We start from the raw sequence: 21,126 nt of genomic DNA, 5'->3' as shown, positions 1-21,126 counted from the left end.
CAATTTTTTGGAATATAATTTTTATTTCTTAAACAAAATTGTAGTAATTCATCCACATTATGAATATACCATTCAGCGTCAAGCATGAGTAAAAAAGTATTATTAACAAAAATGTGTTCCGCTAATTCCAGTGCCCTATTGCGCGATGTAGAAAAATCAACAAAAGGTTCTTCAATAATATATGTATGATTAAGGCAATGTTCTTGAAAGTGGTTTTTAATTTTATTTTGTGTGCCATCTGTCGATCCCGTATCATACACTAAGAAACTTGTAATACCGGCATCTATAAATGGCTGTAATGTTGGAATAATAACATCAACTTCATTTTTAACCATAATAACAACAGTTAGAAGAAATTTATGTATATTTTGAGGAAAATAGTCATTATGAGTAGCATAAAAAGAAAATGTAAAAAGATTAGATAAAATAATAAAATATAAATACAACAATTTCATAAGTTTTCCTTTTTTAAGAAAAATAACAGTAAAAAAAAGAAATCACAAACTATTCTATTAATAATCGTTTTTGATTGCGTAGTAAATTTTTTAGTATTGACTGAATTGTTTCTTTATTAAAAATCTTTTTAATTATTTTTATAAAATTACTTAACGCTAAAATTTTCCCACATTAGGTTTTTTCGTTTGGAGCAATAATAAAATTTTTAATATGATTTTTATATGAATCTAGCCCTTTATATTTATAAAAAAACCATCGCATTGATAATAAAATCAATGCGATGGAAAAAAGGAGAGTAGTAATGAAGCCTAGGTTAATTTTTGTTTATTCTTGTAGCAATTGTTAATACTAAGAATAACCGTTATTTTAGAAAAGTCAAAGTTATTTGAATAAATTTATATTGATTTCTACAAAACAAACGGCCATTTATTATCAATTAATATATATGAAGAACGTTATAAAGTCAAAAAAATAGTAAATTAAACACCTTAATTATTTTAAAAAACTTAAATAGAAATTATTTTATAGTTGTATTGCGAAGCAATTAATGCGCTCTCTAGCGCACTGTCTCGTCGAGGAGAGGTAAAAATTAACTGACAATTAAGCTCAAAAAGGGCTGAAAGTAAAGCTTTGCCGCGTTCAATATCAAAATCAGTCATAAAATCATCTAAAAGAAATATTATTGGACCATTTGCCTTAGATAATTGTTTTATTTGAGCTATTTTTATTAATAGAACAATCATTTTCTGTTGCCCCCTAGAAGAATGAGCTCGAGACTGTTTACCTTGTAACATAATAGTAAAATCATCAATATGGGCACCAAAAAGAGTTCTTTTTAGATGTAGTTCAGAGCGCATGATACCTGAAGAAATATTATTATTCCAAAATATATCAAATGCGTTATCGCTATTCTTTTTTGCTTGATATACAAATGAAATGGATACATGTTCATCAACATGGCGATGAAGCATTATATTAACTTCTGTTTCTAATTCTAATAAAAGTTGTTTTCTTACTTTTTGTATTCTTGATGTATATTCCCATAATTTTTTAGTCCAGAGAAAATACATTTCTTGATCAAATTTATCTTTACATAATAATGCATTACGATTTTCTAAGACAATACGATATTCACGCATCATATTTATAAATGATGTATCTTTGAGCAATAATGCTTGATCTAAAAAAGACCTCCGCTCTTCAGGGCCGTCTTGTACTAATTTAAGGTCATCTTCAGTAAGACTAACTATGCGATAATAAGTTAGAAGATCTTTATATGATACGGTTGGTTTATTATCGATTTTAACAAGACGTTTGTTATCTGTAAACCCTATCTGAATAGTATGGTCGATAAAATTTTCTGACGATGAATAGTCATGAATTAAAAATTTTATAAAAAATGATTCTTTCCCTAAAGCAATTAAATCCCGTGAAAGATGAGTTCTGAATGAACGTAGATAACATCCATAGTATAATGCTTCAAGAAGAGAAGTCTTACCTGTCCCATTTAAACCACAAATTAATACAATATGGCTATCAAGATCAATGGTAGTTTGTTCAAAACAACGAAAATTTTTTAAATAAATACTCGCTAACTGTAATTTATTTATTTCCATTATTCTTGTGCTTGAGCTACCGGCATGACAAGATAGAACATAGCATATTCATTTCCTTCACTTTTATTATAGGCATCAAAAATAATAGGTTTAGATTTACCTTGCAAATAAAACTGTATTTGCTCATCAGGAAAAACTTGTAATCCATTAAGTAAATATGGTGCATAAAAGCGAATGTCACATTCAGCTCCTGTAAAATCAAATAAAGGAACTTCTTCTTCTAATGTGCCAACTTCTTTATTATGTAATGATACCTTAAGTTTTTCTGACCCAAATGCGAAATTTGTTGCAATGAATTGTCCAGAAAGAAGGCATGATGAACGACGAAGTGTTTTGATAAAATGAGACCGTTCAACACGTGCAGGAATAAAGTCTTTCTTATTCAAAATTGTTTCATAAGCAGGAAAAACATTAACAAGAAGTTTAGAAAAGAAATTAAAAGATTCACCAGAAAATACAAGCTGATTTCCACATAAACCAAGAAAAACAGTTGTATCGCTACTGCTTTCTAAAATTTTTTTCACTTCAAATATCGCTCGACGGGGCAATAGCCACTGATGTGGATCTTCCAATGTGTAGACAGATGTTTGCACCTGCGCAAGACAATGACCATCGCTAGCAGTCATTTTTAATTCTGATTCAGATATTTCTAAAAATAATCCATTTAATGAAGAATTTGCATTGTTTTGCGGAATTAGAAAGGAAACTTTATTAAGCAATTCAAGTAAAAATGATGCACTTAATTGCATTAAATTCTCAATACGTTCAGGAAATGGTGGAAAATTTTGAGCATTTTGTATATTTAATACTACATTGACAAGTCCCGCTTTTACTAAAAGCGATGTATCATCTAAAATGAATGTAATATCACCTTCCAATTCCTTTACTAAATCAAAAAGACGACGACCTGAAACTAGAAATAAACGTGGCTCATCTATGTCACATTCTTTAAGTAAATAACTCGCTTGCAAACTAATTTCTAAATCAGTACTTTTTAAAACTAATTCTTTATGCCCTACATGGAATAAAATTGTTGTAGTTGCATCAAGAGTTGTACGTTTTGTACAAATAGGTTGCATTGAAGATAAAATAGACAATAATGGTTTTTGTTCTACAATAAATGTATTTTTCATTAATAATCCTTATGGAAACAAACATTTTTTTAGTATAACTTACATATTAAAAATAAAAAGCTATTCTTGTCATAATTTTTTATGATCGAGGATGCTTTTTATCATATATTTTTCTTAATTGTGAGATTTCAACATGAGTATATACCTCAACCGTGGTAACTTCTTCATGCCCAAGCAAAACTTGTAGTGAACGTAAATCTATACCATTTTCTAACATATGCGTTGCAAAAGAATGACGTAAATGATGAGGCGATATAGTGCGTTTAATACCTGCGTTCTTACATAATTTTTTCAAAATACCCCAACAAGATTGTCGTGAGATAGGCTTTATTTTTTTTCCATATACTATAGGAAATAAATAAATAGAATCCTTCAGTAAAGGAGAAATTACATGGACTTGTTGTTCTTTCAAATAATTAGATAATACATCTATAACGGATTGCGGTAAAGGAATCATACGTTCCTTTCCACCTTTTCCTCTAACAGAGAGAATACATGTATCAAGGTCAATATCAGAAATTTTTATATTAATAAGTTCGCTAACACGTATTCCAGAACCATACAATATATGCAACATAATAGAATTACGAATTGCCAATGATGATTGATCTATTTTGGAATGCGTAAGTACATTAGCAACTTCATCCTGTGTAAGGCAAATAGGTAATTTTTTTTCAATTTTTGGCATATGGAGTTCTTTTGTATGATTTTTAATATCAAAATTACTGCTAACATAGCTAAAAAATGTTTTGAGTGTTGATATTTTACGGCCAATACTTCGTGCAGACAATTTAAGTTCATATAAGTAATAAATAAATTGTTTTAATTCATCGCCAGTAATAGCTTCAAAAAAAATCTTTTTTTTATGAACATACTCAAAAAATTGATCCAGGTCTCGCTTATATGAAAGAAATGTATTACTGGCAACACACCGTTCTACCAAAAGATACGATTCAAATTTTATTTGTATTAGTTTCACATCCATATCAAGCCTTTATCATAGAAAATTAATATGAACGAGCGACCAATACATCATGCTTACTTATTTGCTTACAATGAAAACATGTTTTAAATGTATGTCCTTCAACAATACACCGGATACTTGCTTTATAATGTTTCAACTCTGCTTCACATTCTCCATTACCACACCAACTGGTTTGATAAAAAGTACCTTCTTTTTCTAATAATGGACCAAATTCAATAAGTATATTATGACTATGCTTCATAGCGTTAACACGATTTTGAGCATTATTAAAAAGTGTTGTTTGAATATTTTCTAATAACTGTTGTATTTTATCAACTAATCCTAACATTGGAAGACATTGTTTATCAAAACTAACACGATCAACAACAACTACTTGTTCTTTTTCTATATCTTTTGGTCCAATTTCAATTCGTACGGGAACACCTTTAAGTTCCCATTTAAAAAACTTTGAGCCAGGCGTTTTATCTTCTTCATCATCAATGTGCACACGAAGATGAGCTAATTTAAGACTTTCTGCAAGCATCATTGCGGTATTTATAATAGGTGAGTTGTCAGAGCCTGATTTAAAAATAGGAATAATTACTACTTGAATTGGCGCTATTTTAGGCGGCAGCACAAGTCCTTTTTGGTCACCATGAGCCATTACAAGGGCACCGATAAGACGAGTGGTAGTTCCCCAGCTTGTTAAATAAGGGTATGACTGCTTTTCCTGACGATCTTGAAATTGCATATCAAACGCATGCGCAAAAGATTGAGATAGCAAATGCGAAGTTCCCATTTGCAATGCTTTACCATCAGGCATAAAAGCTTCAAATGTCATTGTCTTTTCAGCGCCAGGAAATTTTTCATATTCAGTTTTCGATCCAGTAAATACAGGAATAGCTAAATAATTTTGAGCAAGTTTTACGTATTCATGAAGCATCATTTGTACTTCTTGATCAGCTTCATCATGTGTTTCGTGTGCTGTATGACCTTCTTGCCAAAAAAATTCAGTTGTACGCAAAAAAGGTCGTGTACGCATTTCCCAGCGTACAACATTAGCCCATTGATTAATTTTAAGTGGTAAATCGCGCCATGAACGTATCCAACGTGCAAACATATAGTGAATAATAGTTTCTGATGTTGGACGTATGACGAGCGGTTCTTCAAGCGCTTTACCTCCCGCATGAGTTACTACTGCTAATTCAGGAGAAAAACCAGCAATATGTTGAGCCTCTTTTTTCAAAAATGATTCTGGAATAAGTAGAGGAAAAGAGGCATTTTGGTGTCCAGTGGATTTAATTCTTTCATCTAATATAGCTTGTATGCGCTCCCATATAGCATAACCATAAGGTCGTATTACCATACATCCTTTTACTGGCGCATGATCAACTAATTCTGCATCATAAATAACCTCATTATACCAACCAGAAAAATCGTGCATTATATCAGGTAATTTTTTCATAAAAATCTCACTTAGTACTGTAATTATAGTTTAATTTAGGGTATAATATATATTATATAGGGGAAAAAATACAAAATCTATCATAGAAATAAGCTTTATAAGGAAAGATTGCATGAATTGTAAAAATAACACTTTTTTGGTGATTATGACAATTTGTTTTTTTGTACATACATTCTCCTTATCAAGAGCTATTACACTATTTTCTCATGGAATAGCTGATACAGGAAAACAGATTTATAAATATACTAAAACATATATAAAAAATGATGAAAAATATTATAACAATCGATATCTAATCACTACTCCAACTGCATCATTTAATTATCCTGATGCTACCACTAAATTTTACCGAGTTAATTATAATGAAACAAGTTTTGGTCAAAAAAATGAAATTAGTTGTCTCAATAAAGCATATCAAAAAACACTATCACACTATGGTAATGATGAAATTATTTTATTTGGAATATCACGAGGCGCTTCCAATGCATTAATTTTCTCAGGGTTATATCAGCTAGATAACGTTAAAGCGCTATTACTTGAATCGCCTTATAACTCTATGAGTGAAGTTATTGAATATACGATGCAAAGAAAAAACTTATGTTGGTTACCACTGTCCTACGGTGAAACTATTGCAGAGTGTATTTTTAAAAAATATACTCGTTATGGTTATAGTCCTAAAAATTGCATTGAAAATATTTCAAAAAATATTCCAATTTTAATTGTTTGTTCAAAAGAAGATAATCTTGTTCCAGTGGAAAGTTCTATTAATGTATATAAAAAATTAGTTGAATCTGGGCATAAACATGCTTATATTTTTATCACTGATTATGGTAAGCATGCTAAAATTTTACAAGACTCAGACGGTGAGAAATATCAATGGGTTGTTAATGCGTTTTATAAAAAATACAATTTGCCACATTGTTCGTTAAGCGCTGCTAATGGTGAAATTCTTCTTTCTCTCTGTCAACCACAATTCAATTAAATTCTTATTTTTTTCAATTGCAATTTATTAAAAAAAAATAATGAAAGTTTAAAATTAAGAAATATTTATTCATTCTGTTGATTTAATAAAATAATTTTTTGTACAATTGAAATTGAAGTAAGTATAAAGTTTTTAAAATAAGCCAAAAGAAGGAGTCCCGATGGTAGTCAAAAAAACAAAAAGCTTGGCAGGAAAAAAAAGAACTGCTAAGCATCACAAATCAGCAAGACATAATAAGTCCATGATAGAAAAAGTTGCTGCAACCCTTAAATCATTTGCAAAAAATACCCTTGCCAATAAGCCCCGTAAAACTAAAAAACGCACACAAAGTCGTAGTTTATCCACTAGTAATGAAACTTCTGGCAGCTTAAGAAAGCGCAGTGGCGCAAAAAGCACTTCTACTGCAAAAAGTAAATCTAGTAAAAAAGTTGCAACAAAACGCAAACCAGCAGCGAAATCAACTGTAGCAAAACGTAAACCTGCTGCAAAAATGACAACAGCGAAACGCAAGCCTGCTGTTAAAAAAGCTACAGCAAAACGCAAACCTGCAGCGAAATCAACCGTAGCAAAACGTAAACCTGCTGCAAAAAAAACCACCGTAAAGCGCAAGCCTGCTGTTAAAAGAGCTACAGCGAAACGTAAACCTGCAGCGAAATCAACTGTGGCAAAACGTAAACCTGTTGCAAAAAGAACTACGGTAAAGCGTAAACCTGCTGTAAAAAAAGTGGTTCATCATATCCCTAACGCAGATCATACTGTTCATTCTGGAGCAGAAAATGTTGCAAAAAAAACTACCTCTAAACGCAGAATGGCGGTAAAAAAAACTGCAATAGCAAAAATGTCTGAATAATCATTGCTTTATACTATTTCGTAAAAAATAGGCTTTTCATAATATATAAGGTCTATTTTTTACGAAATATAAAATTAAGAGTGCGGGTTTTTTTTATGTAATGCTAATTAATTCAACATCAAAAATAAGATTTGCATTGGCTGGAATAACTGACCCTGCTCCCCGAGATCCATAACCTAAATTCGATGGAATAAAAAGACGGCGTTTTTCACCGACTTTCATAGTCATAACACCTTCATCCCATCCTTTAATAACCTGCCCAACACCAATAGTAAAACTAAATGGTTTTCCTCGATCAACGCTACTATCAAATTTTGTAGATGGAACACCGTTATTATTAAGCCAACCAGTATAATGAACGGTTACCATTTTGCCGATACTTGGACTTTCGCCTGACCCAACGTGTAAAGTTTCATATTCTAAACCTGAAGAAGTTACTGTACGTACCATATGATTGTTTTTCGATTTTATACATGTATTAGTATTGTGTGAATCATTTTGATTGCGACAGCTTACTAATAGACAAGTAGCTGCAATGATCATTGTATTTATTATTATTAATCGCTTCATATAACATCCTTTAAAATATTTAGTATATAAATTTATTATTACATTACAACCCTTTTTCTTCAAACTCAATTTCTTTTTTATCATGAAATAAATAAAGACCAATAATTACCATTATCATGGTGATAAAAAAATGCCACGTTACGTGCTCATTAAGAAAAATCCATCCCAGTAATGCTGCAAACAAAGGGGTCATAAAACCTGCAAATGATAAAAATGTTGGGGAATAACGAGATAATAAATAACCATACAGATTGTAACCTATGATGTTTGCAATAATAACTAATAAGCCACAATATCCACTGAGCATGATTAACCGTTCTCCTTTTAAGCCAAACAAATCAACCAATTGTGGTATTGTAACGGGAACTTCATGTATATGGGGGATTCCTTCAGAAATAAAAGAAAAAATTAATGCCAAAAACCCTCCACCCAACATGCTAATACCATTAATTAAAATAAGTGGATATTGACGATTAATAAGATTTTTAACAATTAGCCAACCATAAGCACTTGAAGTCACGGATGCGATCAATGCTACTTCATAGATTGATAAAAATCCTATGTGTAGTCCTATTTTTTCTAATGAGCTTTGCGCAATTAAAATAGGAATGAATCCTAAAAATCCTATAATTAATCCATAAACTTGACGAAGTGTTATTTTTTCATTGCATAAAAAATAATAGAAAAGTGCTGTAATGAATGGAGACAAGTTATACAGTAAGCATGCTTTTGATGATGTAACATATTTTAAGGCCCAAAATTCAAAAGTATAAGCACAAAAAATATGAAATATAATAATATGAAGAAATGACAAATAATCATCTGCTTTGATGGATTTTTTTTGTTGTGTAAAAAACCAATAATATACAAGAAGTAGGCTTCCGCCAAGCAACATACGTATTCCAATAAATAAAAATGGCGATACATATGCTAATGCAGCTTTACCTAAAGTAAACGTACTTGCAAAGAGCAAGTAAAGAAAAACAACTAAAATCATATTTTTATTTTTAGACTATTATCAAAAGTTAAACATATACATATTGATTAAGGATTGGAAAGATAAAAAAATAATCACATATTTTTTATCATTTGTCAAAAATTATAAATTTTTAAATTTGTTGCTTTTTTTTAATACATTTTGAGATAGTAAGTATGATTATGTATATCTGTATTAAAAAAACCTAGTGAGAGAGAACGATATGAATTATTTAAAAACTATTTTTATAACGACTATCGTACTAAATATATATATTATCGTTGGACAAGATATTGTGACAGAACAACAACAGCCTGTTTTGGAAGAATTTGCTTCAACAGAAAATACAACAGAACAGGATAGTAATGATGAAAAAAAAACAGAATTACAAAAATGGAATGATCATGTATCTGCTTTGACAAAAATTCAAGGCGAATATTGGGATACGGCAAATAATATTCCTACCAATGATTGGAAAGAAAATGCTTTTATATTTGCGCAAGATCTTATTAATAAAGATAAAAGTAGCGCTGAAACAATTAAATTAGATTTTTTAAATGCCATTAATGCTAAAATAAAACAAGAAGATGGAAAATTTACTCTTAATACTGTTGACCTTATTAAAGAATTTAACGATACAATTAATGCAAAAGTAGTACCTACCATAGCAACTGAAGAAAAAGAAGAAATTATTTCTGAACAACCAATATCGGAAGTAATTATTCCAGAAGAAACACAACAAGAACCGTTAATTGACCCAACTATGGCAAATTCTAAGGAAGCGGTTGATACAGAACTAAAAATAGAAAATAATGAAATACCAACATCTGAGCAATCATTTGAAAACCTTAAACAAGAATGGTTGGATTTGCTTGATAAATTTGCACGTGAAGGAACAGACGAAGAGACAACAAATAAATTATTAAAAAAAATATATGAATTAGCAGAAAAATTACCTTCATCTTACAGCAAAGAAGGTCAAGAAAAATTTGATTATGCTTTAAAGGTAAGAGGTTTACAAAAAAAATTATATCCTGTTAACATAAACGACGCAATGGAAAAATTGCAAAGAACTTTTGCTGGTGAACAAGTTTTTAACAACCAACAGGACAATAGACTATTTGAAAGTGAAAGCCAACAAGCATATGATCGACAGTTTACAAAAACACAACAAGAATTGCTGGCAACCCAACAAGAATTACAAAAGAAAAGTGATGAATTAGCTGCTCGAGAAGCGCAAGCGGAAATAGAACGAGAAAAAGAAGCGGAAAAAACCAAACAAAAAGAAATGCTTTTACAAGCAGCTCTTACACAGGCTCAGCAAAAAGGTCGAATAGAACAACATACGTTACAAGAGTTTCAAACTAAATTAGAACAAAAATTTACACAAAAAGAAGCTGAAGAGCGGGCAAAAACTATTGCCTTAAAGGCTGAATTAAAAAAAGCACGTGAAGAATTAGCTAAAAACATGCAAGAAATAACTGCTACACAAAAATCTCAAGCAACAAAAGGGATTTTAGCAACTATGGCAGAAACAGTCAGCGGATGGTGGTATGGACAAAATAATACCCAGCAGCAAGCTCAGTTATTATTAGACAAACAAAATCAACTTATCAATACTATGGCCAATACACAACAAAATCAAAAGGATCAGCAAGCAATAAAAGATGCGTGGCTAAAATTGCAAAACATGTTATTAACAATTACCCTTGAAAAAGTTTGGAATGTAGCGGCTGCAGAACCTCAAATTACATGGATATATGCTATACAAAACACCTTAAAAACTCTCATTACTACTTATTCTATTATTCCTATTAAAGAAGCTTGCGATATTATAAACAATGCCCTACAAGCATCTAACATAGTAGATTCCGCTCAGCGCGCACTAATTATTACTGCAATAAAAAAACCATTTGAAGAAAGAGAACTGGCAATATTGGCAAAAAAAAAAGAAGAACAGAATATTGAGCAGCGTAAAATTGATAGAAAAAATGAAAGACAACAACGGAAAGAACAAAAAGAACAAGAAATTCGTGAACTAGAAAAGATAAAAAGAGACGCGGAGCGTAAAAAACAAGACGCAATAAATGTAGTTACAACATATAAAAATGAAAAAAATCAATGGAAAGACTTTCTCGCGCAAATAGGACAAAATAAGTATGCAACAAAAGAAGATAACAAAAAATACACACATGAAGCACTTAACAAATCACAATCATTACTTAACCTCGCAACAATTATTCCATCAAAAAATCAGCACAATATATTACAAAAGTTAAAACAAAAGTTTACCTTAGCTCTTTTAGATCAACAAAAAACTAATGAACCCCAATTAAATATTCATCAAAATATGGATCAGTTTAATAATAAGATTAACAAAATATTAGAATAACAATTGATTATAGGATATTTTTTTTGTTACCTATGCAAGAATGCATTCGTTTCGTGTTGTATAAACTGTCCATACGTGCAATTAACAGTATCCGTATAATTTTTACTCATTATCTGATCGTAATTTGGCTGTAGATCAACATTAATGCTTTTTGATTTATTACGATCGCCTCCTAAAAGAACTGGGGGGAAAACTTTAGACGGTTTTTTTAATATTTCTTTCAAGATATTGGGTAAAATATTATGACGATCGTACTTTTTTACTTCATTAGAATCAACAACATTAGATACTACAGGAAACAATAAAAATTTAGTTAATTCAATTTTTTTATTATATAACGCTGAGTAAAATAAAGATGTATATTCTTCATGTCTTTTCTTATTTATTTTTTTATTCATTTTAAGAGATCTAATAACCGCATTTTCATCACTATGCTTTACAAGGTAATAATAAGGAAAATGATTATTTTTTTCATCATAATGATTAATGCGATCACGATCTAAAATATTTGTTCCAGCATTAAATAAAATATTTAACATTTCTGTGTTTTCTTGATTAACACAAGTAATTGCCATAAAATCATGAGCGCCTTCTAATACTTTAGTATTTAATAGTTTATGATTACATTTTTTAGAATCAGCTGTAAGAATTATTTTTACTATACCACTATGATTGTTTACTATCGAATTATATAAATCGACTGATTCAATCAAAGGATAATTATCTTGAGATAATATCCAACGCACTACTTTAGATTTATCACTTTTTGTTGCCGCATTTAATATTTTTTCTAAATTACAATTTTCAAAGTAACCATTTTTGATTAACTTCATTATTGATTCTTCAGGAGCATTTGTTATATCACCTGTTGATCTTTGCGAAGAAAAAATCTCTTTTTCAAAATCCAGTTGAGGTTTTTGTTCTAATAATATGTCGAGTATTGCAGGATTATTCAAACTAGCCATAATTACTTCACAATCTATTTTTGCACCTTCTTGTAATAATAATTTCACTAACTCTGTATTGTTTTCTTTCACGGTTTCACGTAAAAAGCTTGTTACAGGAGGATAACGTTCATCCATGTTGTTTTTGCAATAAATTGATTTGTTTACATCGCAACCACATTCAATCAGCTTTTGTATATTGCTTTCTGTAGCAAAACTATCTAAATTATATCGAGGAACACTTAATTCTGCCCCTACTGCAATAAGTTTTTCTAGTATTTCATCTGTACCTGCCTCTAATGCAAGTGTGATTGGATTTTTTTTATTTTGATCATATACGTCCATACATTCTCTGTTATCTGATTCAACCAAAATTGAAATTAATGATTTAGCTGGATCTATTTTTTTTGCTTTAATAGCAGATTCTAAAAGATAAGAATATCCTATTTTTTTATATTTAAAATAATACCCAGCTTTAATTAATAACCTGCGTGACTCATTATTATTCGCTAGATCCCAATAGTCGTCTGAATGCTTCATTTTATGGAGTAATAAAACAATAGCAGGAAAACAAGATTGTTCAAGGGCTTTTTGTAAATAGTTTTTTTTTATATTCTTTTTTTGACTATTAAAATTTTGAAGAATATTTTTTTCATATTCTTTAAGGCCAGTTGTTATAAAGAACTTACATATTTGCTCTTCTATTTCTTCAAATATTGCTTGAGTATTAGTTTTATCTTTTGATAATGAATCTATATAAGCACGGACTTTGGTATAAGGAAAATAAAATTTTACGCTATTTTTAGTATCTTCTTTTAATTTAAATCTATTATCTACCTTTGTTTTTGTGCGCCATAAATCAAAAAGATTATTGTTTGAATCTCCCCATAGGGTAATATCAGTATATTTAGTATAAATTCCAACGATTTTTTTGTTATCTGATGTTGCATTATTAATCAAAAAATTAAAGTCTTCTTGATTATCTTTATATAAAAACAGATGATCAATAAAATGATTAGTATCTAAAGTTAGAATAGCCTCATTTTTCTCACAAAAATTATAATATTTTTTGTTAGTTAAACGTAGGCAATGCCTTGATTTATAATCTAAATAACTAAAAATAACATTCAATATTTCATCAATAGAAGATATTGATTTCATTCCAATCAATGGCGTAGATAAAAATATAGTTAAAAAAAACCATGTAGATTTCATTTTTTATAAACCCGTAAAAAAAATAGAATATTAATTTAATAATATTCTATTGCAGTATTTTTGTCAAAATTTATAAATCTTATTAAATCGATTAATTATTCATCTTCATTGCCAACATGCAATTCATTATCAAGAATCATTACCCGCTGAATCTTAAGAGCTTTACCCGTTTGCGTATCAACTTCTATCCACGCACCACTCATAACAATTGGTACTGATGTATCTGGTGTAAATCTTACCGGAAGAGCAGAAAGAAAATTATGAATAATTGGCTCTTTCTTCATACCAAGCATAGAATTGAAGGATCCTGTCATTCCCAAATCAGTGATATGTGCTGTGCCGCCTGGTAGAATTCGTTCATCGGCAGTTTGTACATGAGTATGAGTACCAACAATACCGCTTACGCGACCATCAAGAAAAAATGACAGAGCCATTTTTTCTGATGTTGCTTCTGCGTGAAAATCAATAAAAATAATATTAGTTTTTTCCTGCAGCTGATGCACAATAGCATCAGCCTTAACAAAAGGACAGTCAATAAGTTCTTTCATAAACACCCGGCCTTGCAAATTCACAATACCAATTTTATGGCCTTCCACCATAAATGTTGTTACACCAACACCGGGGGTAATAGCAGGAAAATTTGCAGGACGTAATAAATCACTATGTTCTTCAAGATAAGGATAAATCTCCTTATGTCGCCAAATATGATTACCACTCGTGATAACATCAACACCATTATGCTTAAAAAATCGCACGTTTTTTATGGTTATGCCCCTTCCATGGGAACAATTTTCACCATTCACAATAACTGCATTGATGTTATGCGTTTTTTTTATTTTATCGACATGTTTTTGAAATACAGCGCGACCTGCCGCACCAACAACATCACCAATAAAAAGTACGCGCAATGTATTCATAATTACCTTGCATATTCAATTGAACGTTTTTCACGAATAACATTAACTTTTATTTGCCCAGGAAATGTCATTTCTTGTTCAATTCTGCGGGCAAGATTATGTGCAAGTAAATTTGCTTGTTCATCACTTAAACTATCTTCTTCAACAATAACGCGTATTTCACGGCCAGCTTGAACAGCATATGCTTTTTTTACACCTTCAAAAGTTCCGGCAATTTCTTCAAGTTTTTCTAATCGTTTAATATATGCCGTTAATGTTTCTCTTCGTGCACCAGGGCGTGATGCTGAGATAGTATCGGCAATAACGACTATTATTGCATAGATGGAAGCAAATGGCACTTCTTCATGATGCGCAGCAATAGCATTAACAATAGTAGCATTTTCACCACATCGCTTTGCAATATCACCACCAATTGAAGCATGAGGACCTTCTATTTCAGCGGTAACTGCTTTGCCAATATCATGTAAAAGTCCCGCGCGCAATGCCAATGCACCATCAAGACCAAGTTCTTCAGCAATCATACGAGCAAAAACTCCAACTTCTTTACAGTGAACTAAGACATTTTGAGAATAGCTTGTTCTAAAATGTAATTTACCAATTAATGTGATAATTTCAGGATGAATTCCTTGTAAATTAAACTCAAGTACTGCATTTTTGCCATATTCCTGAATAATCTCTTCAATATCTTTTTCACACTGTGCTACAGATTCTTCAATACGTGTCGGATTAATTCTGCCGTCAGTAATAAGCTTTTCTAATGTACGAATAGCAACCTCACGACGTATAGGATTAAAACCAGAAACTGTTATATCAGGAGACTCTCCAATAATAAATTCCATTCCTGTAGCCATTTCTAATGCCTTAATATTTCTGCCTTCTTTACCAATAATCCTTCCCTTCATTTCTTCATTTGGCAAATGGACTATTCCTGATAAATAAGGAGCAACAAGGTCTGCAGTATAGCGCTGCATAGCGCTTACGATAATATTAGTAGCTTTTTCTTTGGCAGTTTGACGAGCTTCCTCTTCAATTTTTTGTACAAATTTTTGACTAGAAAGACGTACTTCAGAATCAATTGTTGCAAATAATGCGCCTTTTGCATCATCTTTTGACATACCGCTAACATGTTCTAACTTTGTTATTAAATCTCCATAAAGAGTCTTTACTTTAGCATCATTAATACGTGCGACATCTTCAAGTCGTGATAGATTACGTTCTTTTTGTTGTAACTCGATCCGCAAGTCGTCTAATTGAACTTCTCTCTTTTCCAAATGTTCGGATTTGACGCTTAATTTTGTTTGTAAACGATCTAATTCAATACGTTCACGTTTAAGCTCTAATTCAAACTCTTTTCTTTTATGATACATTTCATCTTTAATTTTAATTAAAGATGCTTGTTTTTCCGCATCAATATCACGCTTTGTATTTTTTAATTGATCTTTAGAATCGCTAAGAAAAAGAGACGCTGTTGTAAATTTTTTATATGCAAAAAATAAAAATATTACTGCAGCAACAAAAATAATGGCATTCATGCCTATAAAAAAAATAGATATATCTATCATGGGTATTCCTAAATAGTAAACAGGTATTAACCTGTAATCTAATTGACAATAAAAAAGTGCTATACGCAGATGATATTAGCGATTACTCACGGAATACACACAATAAAAAAATTATTTCGTTATTAAATGTGTACCATTACACATTTAATAACGATAGTTCTTGATCAATATAATTTTTTAGAGCTACTATTTTCTGTTCATTACTATCATGTTCATGTTCATATCGCAATAATTTATTTGCAAAACGTAATGCTGACAATATTGCTATCTTTTTTACATCAGTAATTGCAAAGTGATTGCTTATCTCTTTCATAGATGCATCAATCATTGTTGCAGCTTTTATTACCAATGCTTCAGGTTCATCACTTGAAAGAATATAGTATTCTTCGAAAATTTGTACTTTATAACTTCTTTTATCATTTATCATAGTTGATTTTCATTTTCAACAATTGAATCAATACTTTTTATCAAATCGTCAAGAACTAAAAGAGTTATAGATCGTTCTTCCGTAAGTTCCTGAACATGATCCGTTTCTTTAAGCACTGACTGCTCTATTGTATTTAATTGAAAATTCAATTGTGCATTACCCCTAGTAAGCTCATCATTTTCTGCTTTCAACTGAACATTTTCACTTATTAATAAATCATACTTTGATTGCAAAATAGTATATTGTCCTTTTATATCCTTCATTATTGCAATCAAAGTTTTTATTCTTTCTTCAAGAATTAGTGCTACTTCCATAAGTCTCCTTTTTTAATCTTCATTATTGAAAGTTAGTCTAATGATTTATAAAAAATAAAGTCAAGAAAAACTATTGTTTAGTTATCTCAACAAGTCGGAAAAATGCTGCTGGTTCAAATATTGATAACTGACTTAACATTTTTCTATTAAGATCAATGTTTGCAAGCTTTAAACCATGTATGAATTTACTATATGATGTTTCATGTTGCCTTACAGAAGCGGTGATGCGAGCAATAAACAAGGAACGCATATCACGTTTATATAATTTTCTACTTTTAAACGCAAAAGCCCACGCGCGCAATAATGTTTCATGAGCTCTTTTAAAGATATTTTTGCGTTGTCCCCAAAAACCTTTAGTTTTGTTTAATAGACGTTTATGTCTTTTTTTTGTAACCGTACCGCGTTTAACTCGTGACATTGTTAATTCCTATATAATTAATTATTGATTATAGTTTGTTCTTAATTTGGTAATAAAAGTTTGATTCTCGGCAAATCAGCAGGAGTGAAATAGGTAGCTTGACGCAATTGACGATTTGTTTTAGCACTAGCTCGTGTCATCAAATGACGCCTATACGCTTTTCCACGTTTAATTTTAACTATTTTACCGCCCGTTTTTGAAAAACGCTTTTTTGCTGAAGAATTTGTTTTCATTTTTATTTTAGTTATTTTTGCCATTCTCTGTTCCTAGATTACATTTATTTTAAATAATAAATACGTGACCACATTTTACCCATTTTTGAATCTTGTTCTTGCACAAGATTATGTGCCCATTCATATTCTTCAAAACTTTTTTGAATTTTAGCAAAAAGTTCTGATCCTCGAATGTCTTTAGTTGCCATTTCTCGCCCTTTAAATGAAAGGGTTATTTTTACTCGTTTGCCTGAAGTTAAAAATTGTACTGTTTGTTTAATCTTTGTTTGATAGTCATGTTCACCAATTTTAGGATTCATTTTTATTTCTTTTATCTGAATCACCTTTTGATGTTTTTTCGCCTCAATAGTCTTTTTTTTCTTTTCATAAAGAATTTTGCCAAAATCCATAATTTTCACAACAGGAATACCGTCTTTTCCTGTTGCCGCTATCAAGACTAAATCAAGCCCAGCTTCTTCTGCCTGACGTAAAGCTTGATTTCTACCAATAATACCAATATTTTCACCGTCTTGCGTTATAAGTTGAACATTTTCAGCGCGAATTTGCTGATTAATCAATGGAACGTTCTCTTTTCTTTCCTTCAACATATACCTTTTTCTCTCAATCAATTATTTATTTCTTTTTTTTTATTCACATTCTGCACTATTTTCATTTGTTTCCACATCAGGTTCAGATAAAAATAAAGCATTTTTTTCTATTTTTATTGCATCAATAACTTTTACATAAATCTCATTAAAATTCTGAGTTATTTTTAAATGTTGCAAAACTTGATCACGACCTTGAGCTATTTTTACATCATTAAATGCAAACCATGAACCCGCTTGAGTAATTATTTTAAAATGTAAAGCTGCATCAAGAAGATCAAGCTCTTTACTAATGCCTTCGCTAAACAATAAATCAAGTTCAACTTGTTTAAAGGGAGGCGCTACTTTATTTTTTACAACACGAACACGAACACGATTTCCAATAGTAACATCATTTTTTTTAAGGCTAGCTATTTTGCGAACATCAAGTCTTACTGATGCATAAAATTTTAATGCATTACCGCCAGTGGTTGTTTCTTTATTCGCAAAAGGCATTGCACCGATATTTTGTCGAATTTGATTAATAAAAATAAGGACTGTTTTTGATTTATGAATAACAGGAGTCAATTTACGTAAAGCTTGTGACATAAGTCGTGCTTGTAAACCCATATGAGAATCCCCCATATCCCCTTCTAATTCTGCCTTAGGTACCAAAGCTGCGACAGAGTCAATAACAATGACATCTATAGCACCTGATCGGATAAGCATTTCAGTGATATCAAGAGCTTGCTCACCATAGTCTGGCTGAGAAATGATTAATTCTTCAGCATTAATACCCAAACCTTTAGCGTACGTAACATCAAGTGCATGCTCAGCATCAATAAACGCACAAATTCCACCACGTTTTTGCGATTGAGCGATAACATGCATAGCTAAAGTTGTTTTACCGGAGGCTTCTGGTCCAAATATTTCAATAATTCTGCCAACTGGTAACCCACCAATGCCAATCGCACGATCAATGAGAATAGATCCCGTTGAAACAGCTTCGATATTGTTATTAGTAGAGTCTCCAAGCTTCATAACAGCGCCACTGCCATATTGCTTGTCAATTTGTGAAAAAGTTACTTCAAGCATTTTCTTTTTCATAGAAAGCTCGGTCTGATTTTTGTCTTTTATGCGCTCTTCTTGCGTAACACTCGGTGATTTTATTTTCATTCTGAATATTCTTTATCTGTTATAAGTATTGACTCATTAGTTTCTATTGTAGCATTTCTATGCAAAGAAGCAACAAAGCTCTCTATATGACTATTTATGCTATACGGCGTTAATGTTCTTTTTATGGCTTTCTGTGCCATATCAAAATCACTTTGAATAAATTCTTGAATAGCATCGACTTTAATCAAAAAACTCACTTTTTCGCCATTATGAACAGTTATTGATCCTACTTTATCAAGTTTAAGCATGTTTTTTGACGGAAGTTCTTTTTTTTCTAGTTCTTGCATCTTTTTATCATCATGAGGATCTATCATATCCGTATAGCGCAAAGGTACATTAAGTTCCTTAGCAATGACATCAAATGAAGAACTTAATGCTGCCAATTTTGCATGTTTTATATCTTGTAGCATTTCTTCACGTGCACGTTGTTCGTGCACATCATTTATCACAATTTCTTTAATCGAATTAAAATCTGGAAGGTTACGTTCAACAATACGCGTTAACAAGGTAGCGTAACCTATTCCATCTTCTATAAAAAATCCATACTGATCTTGTTTGCTATCAAAAAGTTCTCGTGAAAGAAGTGTATCATTTTTGATTATTCCATCAACAAATTCTTTATTTGTGCCTTTTTGCGCAATAAATGCCTCGAGCGTTTTTGTATCACCTTTTGCTATAAGTGTTTTAAGATCACTAGAAAAGCTTTTTTTGAACTGCTTTTCTATCAATATATTTTTAATTTCATTGTGCACTTCAGCTATAGGTTTATATACGCGAGGAATACGCCTAACTAATTGTATAATAACTTTTCCATCTTTCGTATCTATTACCGATGAAATTTCATTATTATTTGTTAGAGCAAATGCTTCTTCTTCAAAAGATCCTTTTTTTTCACCACGAGCAAATGGTTCAAGCAACGTCCATGAATGTTTCCATGGTGATGATGGATTTTCTATTATATCATCGCGCACCATTTCAAGAGAGACACCGGGAAATTTTGATAATTGTTTTTCGGTTATTTGTTGAACTTGTATTTTAACAGGCTCATGTACATAATTATTAACTTTATTGTTGTTGTAATATTCATTAATTTGTTCTGGCGATATGGTGATTCCATAACTTTTTGGATCAAATCTCCACACCAAACCACTACGTTTTTCTGGATCCCAATAACGACGATGATGTGTGCTTTCCTTGGTATAAAATTCACGTGCATTTTCATCGCTTATAGCATTTTTCTTTTCAGCTATAAAATATGAATCAAATGAGAAAGTAAGATATGAAAATTTCTTACTAAGATTTTGTTTGATAAATTCTTGTTTCAGCTCAAAAGTAGGAATATAACATGAAGATGTTATAAACTGTAGATATTGTAGTTGAGCTAAACTATTTTCAATTTTACTTTCAAAATCACGAATTGAAATACCTTTATGCTGTAAGAATATTTTAAGTGTTTCAATTTTTAATGTTCCAGCAGAATCAAAAAGAAATGCAGGTAAAACACTTGATAAATATTGTCGGGCAAATTGAGCATTATTAATGCTTTTTGTTATAAAACTTGGATGAATATAAATCCCTAATGCAGCAATAGATTGATCCATTAATGCTTTTTTTATTAATATTTCGCAAGCTAATGATTTGGAATCAGTTTGCAGATGCAGTGAATGCATTAATAGGTCTGCATATTGACCATATTGAGCACGAATTTGAGCAAGGAATTCATTCTGTTCAGCAACTTCTTGCGCAAATACTTTATAAGGTATTTTTTCGTTATTAACTTTTAATGCCCATTCTGTTCCGGTTGAATGGTACTGCATTAATGAAGGAATTGAGATCATACTAGCGGCTATAATAATGACAATAAGAAAAGCAATATATCGAAATGTTGATTGTTTAAATTGATTGCGAATAGTGATAATCATAATATGTACCTTAAACCTTTCTTTGTACCTT

General features: G+C 30.9%; 20 protein-coding genes. 3 read left to right on the top strand and 17 right to left on the bottom strand.

Going from position 1 to position 21,126, the window contains the following annotated elements; genetic code table 11:
* The 5 genes from VLB80_01395 to proS all read right to left on the bottom strand — a co-directional run.
* Window positions 1-455: hypothetical protein (locus VLB80_01395; GenBank protein ID HSC24856.1), on the bottom strand; the 455-nt coding region annotated here is incomplete at its 3' end.
* Window positions 456-962: 507 nt separating this feature from the next.
* Window positions 963-2,072 (bottom strand): DNA replication and repair protein RecF, encoded by a 1,110-nt coding sequence (recF, locus tag VLB80_01390; GenBank protein HSC24855.1) that lies wholly within the window; start codon window positions 2,070-2,072, stop codon window positions 963-965.
* Window positions 2,072-3,205: a DNA polymerase III subunit beta gene (gene dnaN, locus VLB80_01385; protein HSC24854.1), complete on the bottom strand. Its 1,134-nt coding sequence runs from the start codon at window positions 3,203-3,205 to the stop codon at window positions 2,072-2,074. Before dnaN ends, recF begins: the two co-directional genes overlap by 1 nt.
* Before the next feature lie 79 nt (window positions 3,206-3,284).
* On the bottom strand, window positions 3,285-4,190 hold the full coding sequence (xerA, locus tag VLB80_01380; GenBank protein HSC24853.1) for a site-specific tyrosine recombinase/integron integrase: 906 nt from the start codon (window positions 4,188-4,190) through the stop codon (window positions 3,285-3,287).
* Between the two features lie 22 nt (window positions 4,191-4,212).
* Complete coding sequence (gene proS / locus VLB80_01375) at window positions 4,213-5,634, bottom strand: proline--tRNA ligase (GenBank protein ID HSC24852.1); 1,422 nt, start codon at window positions 5,632-5,634, stop codon at window positions 4,213-4,215.
* Between the two features lie 112 nt (window positions 5,635-5,746).
* On the opposite strand from proS, the gene VLB80_01370 reads away from it, so the two are divergent.
* Window positions 5,747-6,616 carry a hypothetical protein gene (locus VLB80_01370; protein ID HSC24851.1) on the top strand — a complete coding sequence of 290 codons (870 nt, stop codon included), beginning with the start codon at window positions 5,747-5,749 and terminating at the stop codon, window positions 6,614-6,616.
* Between the two features lie 160 nt (window positions 6,617-6,776).
* Window positions 6,777-7,466, top strand: coding sequence for a hypothetical protein (locus VLB80_01365; protein ID HSC24850.1), 690 nt, complete (start codon window positions 6,777-6,779; stop codon window positions 7,464-7,466).
* A gap of 93 nt (window positions 7,467-7,559) precedes the next feature.
* Here VLB80_01365 and VLB80_01360 read toward each other — a convergent pair whose 3' ends face one another.
* Entirely contained in the window at window positions 7,560-8,036 is a 477-nt protein-coding gene (locus tag VLB80_01360) for an FKBP-type peptidyl-prolyl cis-trans isomerase (protein ID HSC24849.1), read from the bottom strand.
* 43 nt (window positions 8,037-8,079) lie between these two features.
* Window positions 8,080-9,033: an EamA family transporter gene (locus tag VLB80_01355; GenBank protein ID HSC24848.1), complete on the bottom strand. Its 954-nt coding sequence runs from the start codon at window positions 9,031-9,033 to the stop codon at window positions 8,080-8,082.
* Between the two features lie 202 nt (window positions 9,034-9,235).
* Between VLB80_01355 and VLB80_01350 the strand changes: the two genes are divergently transcribed.
* Window positions 9,236-11,404, top strand: coding sequence for a hypothetical protein (locus VLB80_01350; protein ID HSC24847.1), 2,169 nt, complete (start codon window positions 9,236-9,238; stop codon window positions 11,402-11,404).
* 26 nt (window positions 11,405-11,430) lie between these two features.
* Here the strand turns inward: VLB80_01350 and VLB80_01345 are convergent, their stop codons facing one another.
* The 10 genes from VLB80_01345 to VLB80_01300 all read right to left on the bottom strand — a co-directional run bounded on the left by VLB80_01345 (window position 11,431) and on the right by VLB80_01300 (window position 21,095).
* The gene (locus tag VLB80_01345; GenBank protein ID HSC24846.1) at window positions 11,431-13,563 is read right to left on the bottom strand and encodes an F-box protein; all 2,133 of its coding nucleotides are present in this window, start codon (window positions 13,561-13,563) and stop codon (window positions 11,431-11,433) included.
* Between the two features lie 95 nt (window positions 13,564-13,658).
* Complete coding sequence (locus VLB80_01340; GenBank protein HSC24845.1) at window positions 13,659-14,480, bottom strand: TIGR00282 family metallophosphoesterase; 822 nt, start codon at window positions 14,478-14,480, stop codon at window positions 13,659-13,661.
* A gap of 2 nt (window positions 14,481-14,482) precedes the next feature.
* Window positions 14,483-16,042, bottom strand: coding sequence for a ribonuclease Y (rny, locus tag VLB80_01335; protein HSC24844.1), 1,560 nt, complete (start codon window positions 16,040-16,042; stop codon window positions 14,483-14,485).
* A gap of 136 nt (window positions 16,043-16,178) precedes the next feature.
* A complete protein-coding gene (locus tag VLB80_01330) occupies window positions 16,179-16,469 on the bottom strand; it encodes a cell division protein ZapA (GenBank protein HSC24843.1) in 291 nt (96 codons plus the stop codon).
* Window positions 16,466-16,783 carry a hypothetical protein gene (locus VLB80_01325; protein ID HSC24842.1) on the bottom strand — a complete coding sequence of 106 codons (318 nt, stop codon included), beginning with the start codon at window positions 16,781-16,783 and terminating at the stop codon, window positions 16,466-16,468. The genes VLB80_01330 and VLB80_01325 overlap by 4 nt, the downstream gene beginning before the upstream one ends.
* Window positions 16,784-16,853: 70 nt before the next feature.
* On the bottom strand, window positions 16,854-17,201 hold the full coding sequence (rplT, locus tag VLB80_01320) for a 50S ribosomal protein L20 (GenBank protein ID HSC24841.1): 348 nt from the start codon (window positions 17,199-17,201) through the stop codon (window positions 16,854-16,856).
* Between the two features lie 41 nt (window positions 17,202-17,242).
* Complete coding sequence (gene rpmI, locus VLB80_01315; protein ID HSC24840.1) at window positions 17,243-17,458, bottom strand: 50S ribosomal protein L35; 216 nt, start codon at window positions 17,456-17,458, stop codon at window positions 17,243-17,245.
* Between the two features lie 20 nt (window positions 17,459-17,478).
* Window positions 17,479-18,021 carry a translation initiation factor IF-3 gene (gene infC / locus VLB80_01310; protein HSC24839.1) on the bottom strand — a complete coding sequence of 181 codons (543 nt, stop codon included), beginning with the start codon at window positions 18,019-18,021 and terminating at the stop codon, window positions 17,479-17,481.
* 39 nt (window positions 18,022-18,060) lie between these two features.
* On the bottom strand, window positions 18,061-19,173 hold the full coding sequence (recA, locus tag VLB80_01305; GenBank protein HSC24838.1) for a recombinase RecA: 1,113 nt from the start codon (window positions 19,171-19,173) through the stop codon (window positions 18,061-18,063).
* Window positions 19,170-21,095 carry a SurA N-terminal domain-containing protein gene (locus VLB80_01300; GenBank protein ID HSC24837.1) on the bottom strand — a complete coding sequence of 642 codons (1,926 nt, stop codon included), beginning with the start codon at window positions 21,093-21,095 and terminating at the stop codon, window positions 19,170-19,172. The genes recA and VLB80_01300 overlap by 4 nt, the downstream gene beginning before the upstream one ends.
* Window positions 21,096-21,126 lie beyond the last annotated feature (31 nt).

It is taken from the genome of Candidatus Babeliales bacterium, from assembly GCA_035455925.1.
In the GTDB taxonomy this organism is placed as follows: domain Bacteria; phylum Babelota; class Babeliae; order Babelales; family Vermiphilaceae; genus SOIL31.
Note: the sequence above shows the minus strand (reverse complement) of the source record. Positions and strands in the feature narration are given on the sequence as shown.

What these genes read in the sequence shown, in the direction of transcription:
- proS (HSC24852.1), bottom strand. Translation starts at nt 5,634, where the DNA reads ATGAAAAAATTACCTGATATAATGCACGATTTTTCTGGTTGGTATAAT.
- VLB80_01365 (HSC24850.1), top strand. Translation starts at nt 6,777, where the DNA reads ATGGTAGTCAAAAAAACAAAAAGCTTGGCAGGAAAAAAAAGAACTGCT.
- recF (HSC24855.1), bottom strand. Translation starts at nt 2,072, where the DNA reads ATGGAAATAAATAAATTACAGTTAGCGAGTATTTATTTAAAAAATTTT.
- VLB80_01350 (HSC24847.1), top strand. Translation starts at nt 9,236, where the DNA reads ATGAATTATTTAAAAACTATTTTTATAACGACTATCGTACTAAATATA.
- rny (HSC24844.1), bottom strand. Translation starts at nt 16,042, where the DNA reads ATGATAGATATATCTATTTTTTTTATAGGCATGAATGCCATTATTTTT.
- VLB80_01360 (HSC24849.1), bottom strand. Translation starts at nt 8,036, where the DNA reads ATGAAGCGATTAATAATAATAAATACAATGATCATTGCAGCTACTTGT.
- rplT (HSC24841.1), bottom strand. Translation starts at nt 17,201, where the DNA reads ATGTCACGAGTTAAACGCGGTACGGTTACAAAAAAAAGACATAAACGT.
- VLB80_01325 (HSC24842.1), bottom strand. Translation starts at nt 16,783, where the DNA reads ATGGAAGTAGCACTAATTCTTGAAGAAAGAATAAAAACTTTGATTGCA.
- xerA (HSC24853.1), bottom strand. Translation starts at nt 4,190, where the DNA reads ATGGATGTGAAACTAATACAAATAAAATTTGAATCGTATCTTTTGGTA.
- dnaN (HSC24854.1), bottom strand. Translation starts at nt 3,205, where the DNA reads ATGAAAAATACATTTATTGTAGAACAAAAACCATTATTGTCTATTTTA.
- VLB80_01340 (HSC24845.1), bottom strand. Translation starts at nt 14,480, where the DNA reads ATGAATACATTGCGCGTACTTTTTATTGGTGATGTTGTTGGTGCGGCA.
- recA (HSC24838.1), bottom strand. Translation starts at nt 19,173, where the DNA reads ATGAAAATAAAATCACCGAGTGTTACGCAAGAAGAGCGCATAAAAGAC.
- VLB80_01345 (HSC24846.1), bottom strand. Translation starts at nt 13,563, where the DNA reads ATGAAATCTACATGGTTTTTTTTAACTATATTTTTATCTACGCCATTG.
- VLB80_01300 (HSC24837.1), bottom strand. Translation starts at nt 21,095, where the DNA reads ATGATTATCACTATTCGCAATCAATTTAAACAATCAACATTTCGATAT.
- VLB80_01370 (HSC24851.1), top strand. Translation starts at nt 5,747, where the DNA reads ATGAATTGTAAAAATAACACTTTTTTGGTGATTATGACAATTTGTTTT.
- rpmI (HSC24840.1), bottom strand. Translation starts at nt 17,458, where the DNA reads ATGGCAAAAATAACTAAAATAAAAATGAAAACAAATTCTTCAGCAAAA.
- VLB80_01355 (HSC24848.1), bottom strand. Translation starts at nt 9,033, where the DNA reads ATGATTTTAGTTGTTTTTCTTTACTTGCTCTTTGCAAGTACGTTTACT.
- infC (HSC24839.1), bottom strand. Translation starts at nt 18,021, where the DNA reads ATGTTGAAGGAAAGAAAAGAGAACGTTCCATTGATTAATCAGCAAATT.
- VLB80_01330 (HSC24843.1), bottom strand. Translation starts at nt 16,469, where the DNA reads ATGATAAATGATAAAAGAAGTTATAAAGTACAAATTTTCGAAGAATAC.